The organism is Flavobacterium sp. ALJ2 (assembly GCF_015594725.1).
Classification (GTDB): domain Bacteria; phylum Bacteroidota; class Bacteroidia; order Flavobacteriales; family Flavobacteriaceae; genus Flavobacterium.
On sequence record NZ_JADNRC010000029.1, the window covers coordinates 1 to 11317 of the forward strand.

The following is an 11317-nucleotide window of genomic DNA, read 5'->3' on the forward strand; positions in this document are numbered from 1 at the left end:
TTATAAACTATCAGGTACAGCCGCAAATGATACTGATTATACTGCTTTAACAGGTTCGGTAACGATTCCTGCGGGTTCAAGTTATGCAACGATAGAAATAGCTGCTAAAAATGATAATTTGATAGAACCAGACGAAACGGTAGTTATAACAGGAGCAATTACAGCAGGATTTACTTGGGGAAGCGACAATGTAGCTACGGTAGCTATTACGGATGCGACTGATCCGACAAAGAAAGTATTTAGCTTTTCTCCGAGTAAAGCAAAGGTTGCAGCAAGTGTTAGAGAAGGAGAAAGTACTGTTTTGTTGGTGCGTTTGCCAGAAGGAATTACTGTGACGAGTCCAGTGAATTTAAACTATAGGATATCTGGTACGGCTACGGAGGGTGTTGATTATACCACTTTAACAGGTGTGGCAACGATTCCTGCAGGTTCAGGTACGGCAGAAATAACGATAGATGCTAAAAATGATAATCTGTTAGAAGGAGAAGAAACAATAGTCATAACTGGAGCTGCTACAGCAGGATTTACTTGGAGTGCTACAGCCAATACTGCTACAGTAACTATAACAGATTCTAATCCGTTATCGGATAAGGTATTGCGTTTTAGTCCAGCAACAGAAAATGTAGCAGAGGGCAGTTTTACAACGATAACAGTAAGTTTACCAAAAGACATTACTGCTACGAAAGATATTACATTCAGCTATGCACTTGGTGGTGATGCAACTCTTGGTCTTGATGACGACTATGTATTATTGGACGGATTTGCATCCGACGATGCAGTTAGTGATACGGTAACTAATGGCCACAAATCTGCACAATCTAGCGGAACGATACCAGCAGGTAAAAATTTTGCAGAGATTATTGTTTCTACAATTACGGATAAAGTTATAGAGCGTGATGAGACTGTAATTTTAACAGGAGGTGTTATAACAGCAGGTTCATTAACTGGATTTAGCTGGGATGGTGCAGCCAAGGAGGCTACAGTAACTATTACAGATGTAACAGATGAGGCAAATAAAGTATTAAACTTTTCTCCAATTACAGCAAATGTAGCAGAAGGATCAAGTACTAATGTAAAAGTCAGTTTCCCAGAAGGATATACTATGGGGTATCCACTGACTGTAAACTATATCATATCTGATTCTAGTACAGCCACAAATGGTGCGGACTATGAAGGATTAACAGGTTCGGTAACCATTGCTAAGGGTTCGCGTTCTGCAACGATAGAAGTAGTTGCTTTAAGTGATACTATTATTGAATCTGACGAAACGGTACTTATAACAGGTAGCACTACAGCAGGATTTACGTGGGGAAGTGACAATTTAGCTACGATAACTATTACGGACGTAACTGATTCGGAAAATAAAGTATTGAGTATCTCACCTGCAACAGCAAATATTAAAGAAGGAGAAAGTACTACTCTGACGGTAAGCTTGCCAAGAGGGGTAAGTACCGCAACTGATTTTGTTGTAAATTATACCCTATCAGGAACAGCAACAAATGGTACCGATTATACGGCGTTGAGCGGAAAGGTAACTATTCCTGCAGGTCAAATTTCAGGAGTAATTAATATAGAAGCCTTAGAGGATGGTGTTATTGAGCCGAACGAAACGGTACTAATAACAGGAGCTGCTACAGCAGGGTTTACTTGGGATGCCGCTGCTAAGGAAGCCTTAGTAACGATAATTGATTTAAATCGTGAAGAGGCAAACAATAGAATAGTGAGTCTTTCTACAGAAACAATTTATTTAGAGGATCCATTGGTAATCCTGACCGCTAGTTTACCAAGCGGAGTAACTTTAAGTGAAGCTATTTATGTCAATCTAGATAACACATTTAGCTCTTTTAGTGACTTAAGTATGGACAATTTTGTAATCATTCCTGCAGGTCAAAATTCAGCAGAATTTGAAGTACGAGCTGGAAATAAAAGAAAGAACAATGAGCGTGTTGAAATAACAGGTAGTGTAAATAACTTAATTTTTGATACTGCAACGTATAGCTTTACATTAGAGTCAGGTGCTGTTATTGTTAAAAATGACTTGCTAGAAATTGCAAATGTAGTTTCGGCTAATGGAGATGGTATAAACGATTACTTTACCATTAGAAACATAGAAAAATACAAAGACAATACCGTTACTATTGTGGATCGTCGAGGTATAGAAGTTTTCAGCGCTAGAGGCTATGATAATCAATCGACATACTTTGATGGACGAAATAGTGGGAAAGATTTAGATGATGGAACCTATTTCTATTTTATAACGATTTCTCATAAAGGAATTGAACACCAATACAAAGGGTTTTTAGTTCTAAAAAGGTAAAAAATAGATAAGATTACTGGTAGTGTTTTTACACTATCAGTAATCTATTTATAAAAAAAAACGATACATTTTAATTTTTTAAACTAGCTGTAGAAAAGGAATTAGGAGCCAAAAAAACTCCCCTTATTCTATAGCTTTTTTTATTTTAAATCATTCTAAGCGGATTACCCCAACCACTAACGCAATACCTTTTATTTCATTCTTTGGTATTTCGAAAGAGTCATAATTTACATTATCTGATGTCATGCATAGGTTCTCCTCATGGCTCCCTTTTTTTATGCGTTTTAAGATGATGCCCTGCTCTTTAGTAGCTATTACATGTGCTTTATTCCATTGTATAAAAGAACTTTCTTTGATAATTGTGCAAGCTACAATATCGCCACTACTGTATTTAGGATACATACTACTCCCTTCAACCTCAATCATAAAGTCTATTTTTTTTGTTTTGAATTTAGGAATGGCATAAAATTCTTTAACATCTCTGTTTTCTATTGAAAATGTATTATTACCAAAACCTTCAATAGCTGTGGCATCTACTAATGGTATGCCAACATTAATCGTGTCAATTGGTTTAGGAAGTTGAGTAAAATTAGTTTGCACATCCTGCTTCAATATGTCTCCTTTTCCTGTTAAAAGCCAATTTGCATTTATATTGTCACACTTTTGAATAATTAGATCATAATCCATAGTACCTCGACTATACCAATTAGATAGTGTGTTATGTTTTATACCCAGAAAACGCGCAAAATCGCCATCTTTTGCAAAACCTAAATGTTTTTGCAACTCTCTTAGTACTACTGATTTATCTTTCATATGGAATTATTGTCACAAAAAGCAACTTTAATTTTTTTTAGTCGTAAAACGTGTATTTTATTTGTTTGCTATAACGAAACAAGCACACGAAATGGGCAAAGATAGGAAAAAACAAAGAAGTGCCAGTGATGCTGTCATATTAAAAAGAGTAGCAGAAAAACATGGTATAACTGAGCAATATGTTAGAGTTTGCGTAAAAGGATTTAGTGATAGTGATAAAGCAACCGAAATTCAGGCTGATTATAAAGTGCTAAAGAAGTAATTAATCAATTTAGTTAATAAGCTATGAAAATAAAAAGAATCCTAAAAGTATTTAGAATCCTATACTTTTCCTTTTTGAGCACTTAGTAAAACAAATAAAAGTCATTTAAACACTGTTTTAAATGTATTCAATACTGTAATAGCTATTACATGTGCTTTATTCCATTGTATAAAAGAACTTTCTTTTATAATTGTGCAAGCTACAATATCGATACTACTGTATTTAAGATACATACTACTCCCTTCAGCCTCAGTTGTAAAGACTATTTTTTTTATTTTGAATTTAGGAATGGTATAAAATTCTTTAACATCTCTGTTTTCTATTGAAAATGTATTATTACCAAAACCTTCAATAGCTGTGGCATCTACTAATGGTATACCAACATTAATTGTATCAATTGGTTTAGAAAGTTGAGTGAAATTAGTTTGCACATCCTGCTTCAATACATTTCCTTTTTCTGTTAAAAGCTAATTTGTATTTATACCATCACACTTTTGGACAATTAGATCGTAGTTCATAGTGCCTTGACTATACTAATTAGATAGTACATTGTGTTTTATACCTAGAAAACGCGTAAAATTGCCATCTTTTGCAAAAGCTATATATCTCAATAACTAACTTATTTACAGTAGTTTATAATTAGTATAGGAATTATTGTCACAAAAAAGTAACTTTAATTTTTTTTCAGTCGTAAAATGTGTACTATATTTGTTTAGTATAACGAAATAAGTACACAAAATGGGCAAAGATAGGAAAAAACAAAGAAGTGCCAGTAATGCTGTTATATTAAAAATATTAGCAGAAAAACATGGTATAACTGAGCAATATGTCAGAGTTTGCGTAAAAGGATTTAGTGATAGTGATAAAGCAACTGAAGTTCAGGCTGATTATAAAGTACTAAAGAAGCAATTAATCAATTTAGTTAATAAGTTATGAAAATAAAAACAATCCTAAAAGTATTTATTGTGCCACACTTTTCCTTTTTGAGCACTCAGTAAAATAAATAAAAGCCATTTAAACACTGTTTAAAATGTATTCAATACTATAACTACATAGTATCGGTACCTGCAAAATTGCGCTATGAGGATTTGGTGCTATATAATACGCACAAATCATTATTCTAACGTGGTAACTCAAAACACACCAAAGAAGATAAAAAGAAACAAGGCTTTTGTTGTATTTAAGGGCTTATAGCTTAACCCTCAAAGCAGAGTAGAGGAATTTATTGACCAAAACCAAAAGGAATACATTTAATCTTTACAAATTATAGCTGTGCTGATGAGCAGACTGGCATCTATTTTAGTGATTATCCCCCCGATAATGACGATGCTTTGTCCGAAAAAACAGTAAAGAATATATCGCTAATGCATCAGTTTTTAAATGCTATTAAAGACATTTTAAACAGTACAATTCCCAAAAAAATAAATATTACCAAGCCTTAGAGATTCATTATAGTATTCTGATGGAACTAAACTGAATTACTAGTGCAAAGACGAAAACGATAAAGTAAAAACAACACAGGTAGCAAAGTATTTAACACCTACTGCGAAGTATTTGTAGGCTATCATATTTCAGATTCAGAAAATTTTGAAGCGTAGTATATGGCATCCAAAATGTAGGAGACAGATAAAGCACTTGTGTTTATTCAATTTAAAATAATAATAATAATGAAACAAAAACTACTAATTTACCTATTTGTATTATTCTTTAGTGTTGCAGGATTTGCTCAAACGGGTCCAGGAGGAGTAACTGATGGGCTGCGTATTTGGTTAAGACCTGAAGTAGGAATTACTACTTCGGGTGGCAATGTAACCAATTGGGGGGATCAATCAGGAATAGCAATTCCGAATGATTTTGATCAAAAAAATGCTTCGGTACAGCCGACTATTGCTGCGGCAGAAGCGAAGTTTAATTTCCATCCTGCTGTTAATTTTAATGGTAGCAATTTTATGCGTAGTAAAGTAGCAACAGAAGCTCCTTTTGATGCAAACATTACAGATGGAGCTTTGTATGTGGTAGACAATAGAACAACTTCTGGGAAGCGGTTGGTATTTGGTCTTGGTGATGCTCCCATAGGAGTTGATCCAGGTGCTAATGCGAACAAGCCTGCTATAGGGGAGGATAGTAGACTTGGTTCTCTTTTTCAAGAAGATAATATGAGCTATATTGGTAATAGTTATTATAACTACAAAATAGGAGAATCCTTCATACATGGAGTTTCTTGGTGGACAGATAAGTACGCAAAAAAATGGTGCAAACTAGATCAGAGCGGATATTGGGAATTACAAGCAAGAGATGAAAATGAGGCTATACATAGTGCTAAAGGTGCGGTATTAGGTTCGCAACAGGATCAACCATATGATGGTTATATACAGGAAGTTATTGCTTATCAAAAACGCCTATCAGATGAGGAAATGTTACGGATAGATTCTTATTTAATGATTAAATATGGGATTGTTACTAGTAAAGATCTTAAATACATAAATTTTATCGTGGACTCAGGTTCTAATAAAATATGGTCTTCGGCTTTGGCTAATAGCAATATTGGTTCGAGTAGGTATGTATTTAGCCAAGCTGGTATTGGCAGGGATGATTTGAGTGCTTTGAATCAGAAACAGAGTCGGTCTGTAAATGAAAAGGAAAATCTTGGTTTTAATATAACGATGGGATTAACAACAATAGCACCAACTAATGCCGGTAATCTAGCAGCTTTTGAGGCGGATAGGAGTTTTATGTTTTGGGCAGATAACAATCGTGGGGGTGGTTTTAATATCTGGATGCCTGCTGATTCTGGTCCGGCAAACAAGCGTCATGAAAAAACTTGGCAAATTCAGGAAACAGGTACTGTTGGTACGGTAAAATTTGCTATTCCTTATAGCGAAAGACCATATAAAAGATTTTTTTTGGTACGTTCGACTGATGAGATTTTTGATAAATCAGATGAATATATCCCCTTAAAGAAGTTTACTTCGGGTACAACGACTTATTGGGCCTGCGATGTAGATTTCAACGACAAAGATTATTTTACATTGGCTGTTGATACCAATCCGGAGTCGATTGCATTGCGTTTTACTCCTACTGTTGCTACAATCGCAGAGGGAAGAAGCCAAATTGTTACAGTAGGATTTCCTTCAGATATTACTTTGGATACCGATACAGTTGCTAAATTTTCTATAACAGGAACAGCCATAAATGGGACAGATTATACGACTATTGCAAATACTGTAACGATTCCGGCAGGTCAAAATTCAGTAGCTATTAATATACAGGCACTATCAGATAGTGTTTTAGAATTGGATGAGACTGTTATATTAAAAGGAACATCAGTGACATCTGCAAGTGGTGCAACATGGACTAGCAGCGCAGCTAATGCTACCACAATAACCATAACAGATTCCAGTTTACCATCGGATAAAATACTACGTTTTAGTCCGGCAAAAGTAGTGGTATCAGAGGGCAACACGACAATGCTAAAAGTGAGTTTGCCAGAAGGGATTACAACGACAGAAAAGATTGGCTTCAGCTTTACACTAAGTGGCACGGCAACTGTTAATCGTGACTATGATGGATTAATAAGAACAGGAAGAGGAGAAATACCAGCGGGTAAAAACTTTATAGAGATTGGTCTTCGTGCGTTAACGGATTCTGTTATAGAACTTGATGAGACTGCAATCGTAACAGGAGGTGGTGATATAACTTCAAGGTTAACTGGATTTAGCTGGGATTATGCAGCCAATGAGGCTACAGTTGTCATTACAGATGCATCTAATCCTGCAAATAAAGTATTGGACTTTTCTACAAATGCAGTAAGTGTTAAAGAGGGATTTAGTAGTAATATATACGTAAGAGTACCAAATTTATCTACAGGAGTAACTACTATGGGGTATCCACTGGTTGTAAACTACACGCTATCAGGTACAGCTACAAATGGCATTGACTATACCACTTTATCAGGTTCGGTAACGATTGAGGAGGGTGCAAGTTCCGCAGAAATAAAAGTAGCTACTCTAACCGATAATTTGATAGAACCAGACGAAACGGTAATTATAACAGGAGACCCATTAACAGGATTTACCTGGGGAAGCAACAATGTAGCCACAGTAACTATTAAGGATGCAACTGATGTAGTAAACAGAATATTGCGCTTTTCTCCAATTACAGCAAATGTTACAGAAGGGGATAGTACTACGATACAGCTAAGTTTACCAGAGGGATTTACTGTGGCGAGTTCAGTAGATATAAACTATTCGATAGCTGGTTCAGCCACAAATGATGCCGACTATACCGCTTTAACAGGCATAGCAACGATTCCTGCAGGTTCAGGTACGACAGAAATAACGATAGCTGCTAAAAATGATAATTTGTTAGAAGCAGACGAAACGATACTTATAAAAGGAGTTACTACAGCAGGATTTTTATGGAGTAACTTAGAGAATAGTGCTACGGTAACCATAAAAGATGCTAACCCAGCATCGGATAAGGTATTACGCTTTAGCTCAACAACCGAAAAGATAGCAGAGGGCAGCTCGACAAGGCTAAAAGTAAGTTTGCCAGAAGGGATTACAACTACGAGCGATATTAGATTCTACTATGCAGTTGGAGGTACAGCAACTAGTGGTAAAGACTATACGCGATTAACAGGAACAGGAACGATACTAGCAGGTAACAATTCAGTAGATATTGTTGTTGCTGCATTAACAGATGCTGTTATAGAGGGTGACGAGACTGTAATCGTAACAGGAGGAGGTATAGTAGGAGATTCATTGACTGGGTTTACTTGGGATGCTACAGCTAAAGAGGCGATAGTAACCATTACAGATGTAACAGATCCGGCAAAGAAAGTATTGAATTTTTCTCCAACTAAAGCTGATGTTACAGAAGGATTAAGTACTAGTATCAAGGTGAGTTTACCAACAGGAGTTACTCTAGAGGAGTCACTGACAGTAAATTACACGATAGCTGGTACAGCTACAAGTGATACCGACTATAAAAAATTAACAGGTTCGGTAACGATTGAGGCGGGTTCAGGTTTCGCAATGATAGAAGTAGCTTCTTTAAGTGACGCTATTATCGAATCTGATGAAACGGTAATTATAACAGGATACGATACAGCAGGATTTACCTGGGGAAGCGCCAATGTAGCTACAGTAACTATTATTGATGTAACTAATCCAGTAAATAAAGTATTAAGTATCTCTCCACTTACAGCAAGTGTTGCAGAAGGAGAAAAGACTACTTTGACAGTAAGTTTACCAGAAGGGATTACTGTGGGGACTCCAGTGGATATAAAGTATGATGTATATGGTCTAGCCATAAATGGTACAGATTACGCTCTTTTAACAGGCACGGCAACGATTCCTGCAGGTTCAGGTACGGCAAAAATAGAAGTGACTGCTTTAAGAGATGCTATTATCGAATATGACGAAACGGTATTTATAGTAGGAGCTGCTACAGCAGGATTTATCTGGAGTCCTACAGCCAATACTGCTACGGTAACCATAAAAGATTCAACTGCTAAGGTATTACGCTTTAGCCCAACAACAGAAAATGTAGCAGAAGGCAGCTCGACAACGATAACGGTAAGTTTGCCAGAAGGCATTACAGCGGTAGAGCATATTTATTTTGATTATACAATTGGTGGTACAGCAAGGGGGGGTAATGTACTTGGTGGCGATGACTATATGAGCTTGATGAATATTAATGAATATATATCAGCAGGTAACAATTCAGTAGATATTGTGGTTGAAACATTAACGGATTTAGTTATAGAACTTGATGAGACTGTAATCTTAACAGGAGGCGATATAACAACAGATTCAGATATAACTGGATTTACCTGGGATAATGCAGCCAAAGAGGCTACCGTTACCATTACAGATGTAACTGATCCGGTAGACAAAGTATTGTACTTTTCTCCAACTACAGCAGCTGTTGCAGAAGGAAGAAGTACTGATATAAAAGTGAGTTTACCAGAAGGAGTTACGCTAGGGTATCCACTGACTGTAAACTATACGATATCAGGTACAGCCACAAGTGATACGGACTATACCGCTTTAACAGGTTCGGTAACGATTCCTGTGCGTTCACGTTCTGCAACGATAAGGGTAGCTGCTCTACCTGATAATCTGATAGAACCAGACGAAACGGTAATTATAACAGGAGGAACTGTCCCAGGATTTACCTGGGGAAGTGACAATGAAGTTACAATTACCATTAAGGATGATATAGCTAAGAAAGTATTGAGTATGACTCCATATTTAGCAAATGTTGCAGAAGGAGAAAGTACTACTATAGAGATAAATTTACCAGAAAGAGTTATAGTGACGAGTCCAGTGGATATAAAGTATCAGGTATCAGGTTCAGCCATAAATGGTACAGATTACGCTCTTTTAACAGGCACGGCAACGATTCCTGCAGGTTCGGGTACGGCAAAAATAGAAGTGACTGCTTTAAGAGATGCTATTATCGAATATGACGAATATATATATATACAAGGAGCACCTACAGCAGGATTTACCTGGAATAGAGCAGCCAATAGTGCTACAGCAACGATAATAGATACTAATCCATCATCGGATAAGGTGTTACGTTTTAGTCAAACAACAAAAAAGATAGCAGAGGGCAGCTCGACAACGCTAACGGTAAGTTTGCCAGAAGGCATTACAGCGCAAAGTGTTATTTATTTTGATTATACACTTGGTGGTACAGCAACTAGTAGTGGTGGAAGTTCTGGTAACGACTATAGATGGTTGAACGGAAGTGGAATGATACTAAATGGTGATAATTCAGTAGATATTGTTGTTGAAGCATTAACGGATTTTGTTATAGAACTTGATGAGACTGTAATCGTAACAGGAGGCGATATAAGAACATATACAGATATGACTGGTTTTACCTGGGATCCTACTGCCAATTCGGCTACAGTAACTATTACAGATGTAACTGATGTGGCAAATACAGTATTAAACTTTTCTCCAACTACAGCAAATGTTGCAGAAGGAGGAAATACTGGTATAAGTTTAGATTTGCCAACAGGAGTCACGCTAGGGTATCCACTGACTGTAAACTATACGGTATCAGGTACAGCTACTAGTGGTTCGGACTATACCGCTTTAACAGGTTCGGTAACGATTCCTGCAGGTTCAGGTACGACAGAAATAATGATAGCTGCTAAAAATGATAATTTGATAGAACCAGACGAAACGGTAGTTATAACAGGAGCAATTACAGCAGGATTTACATGGGGAAGTGACAATGTAGCAACGATAACCATTAAGGATGCAACTGGAAATGATCCTGCAAAGAAAGTATTGAGCTTTTCTCCAATTACAACAAATGTAGCAGAAGGAGAAAGTACTATTCTGATGGTAAGTTTACCAGAAGGAATTGCTGTGGCGAGTCCAACGGATATAAAATATGAGATAGCTGTTTCTAGTACAGCCATAAATGGTGCCGACTATGATACTTTAACAGGCACGGCAACGATTCCTGCGGGTTCAGGTACGGCAGAAATAACGATAGCTACTAAAAATGATAATTTGTTAGAAGCAAACGAAACGATTATTATAACGGGAGTTGCAACAGCAGGATTTACCTGGAATAGAGCAGCCAATAGTGCTACGGTAACTATAACAGATTCTAATCCAGCATCGGATAAGAAGTTAAGTTTTAGTCAAACAACAGAAAAGATAGCAGAGGGCAGCTCGACAACGCTAAAAGTAAGTTTGCCACAAGGGATTACAGCTACGAGCGGTATAACATTCAACTATGCAGTTGGTGGTACAGCAACTAGTGGCGATGACTATACAGCATTGACTGGAACAGGAACGATAGCAGCAGGTAATAATTTTGCAGCCATTGTTATAGATGCAAAGACAGATACTGTTATAGAGGGTGAAGAGACTGTAATTTTAACAGGAGGCGCC

General features: G+C 36.8%; 6 protein-coding genes. 4 read left to right on the top strand and 2 right to left on the bottom strand.

Annotated elements, in window-relative coordinates:
• On the top strand, positions 1–2317 hold a 2317-nt coding region (locus IUY40_RS18715), incomplete at its 5' end, for a Calx-beta domain-containing protein (protein ID WP_195738386.1).
• A gap of 150 nt (positions 2318–2467) precedes the next feature.
• Here IUY40_RS18715 and IUY40_RS18720 read toward each other — a convergent pair.
• Complete coding sequence (locus IUY40_RS18720; protein ID WP_195738387.1) at positions 2468–3130, bottom strand: S24 family peptidase; 663 nt, start codon at positions 3128–3130, stop codon at positions 2468–2470.
• Between the two features lie 61 nt (positions 3131–3191).
• Here IUY40_RS18720 and IUY40_RS18725 point away from each other — a divergent pair, with 61 nt between their 5' ends.
• A complete protein-coding gene (locus IUY40_RS18725) occupies positions 3192–3392 on the top strand; it encodes a hypothetical protein (protein ID WP_195738388.1) in 201 nt (66 codons plus the stop codon).
• A gap of 101 nt (positions 3393–3493) precedes the next feature.
• Here the strand turns inward: IUY40_RS18725 and IUY40_RS18730 are convergent, their stop codons facing one another.
• Entirely contained in the window at positions 3494–3835 is a 342-nt protein-coding gene (locus IUY40_RS18730) for a hypothetical protein (RefSeq protein ID WP_195738389.1), read from the bottom strand.
• Between the two features lie 295 nt (positions 3836–4130).
• On the opposite strand from IUY40_RS18730, the gene IUY40_RS18735 reads away from it, so the two are divergent.
• Positions 4131–4328: a hypothetical protein gene (locus IUY40_RS18735; protein WP_195738390.1), complete on the top strand. Its 198-nt coding sequence runs from the start codon at positions 4131–4133 to the stop codon at positions 4326–4328.
• 731 nt (positions 4329–5059) lie between these two features.
• Positions 5060–11317: Calx-beta domain-containing protein (locus IUY40_RS18740; RefSeq protein WP_195738391.1), on the top strand; the 6258-nt coding region annotated here is incomplete at its 3' end.

Bases quoted from the DNA above. Each gene is read 5' to 3' on its own strand.
- IUY40_RS18720 (WP_195738387.1), bottom strand. From the start codon at position 3,130: ATGAAAGATAAATCAGTAGTACTAAGAGAGTTGCAAAAACATTTAGGT.
- IUY40_RS18735 (WP_195738390.1), top strand. From the start codon at position 4,131: ATGGGCAAAGATAGGAAAAAACAAAGAAGTGCCAGTAATGCTGTTATA.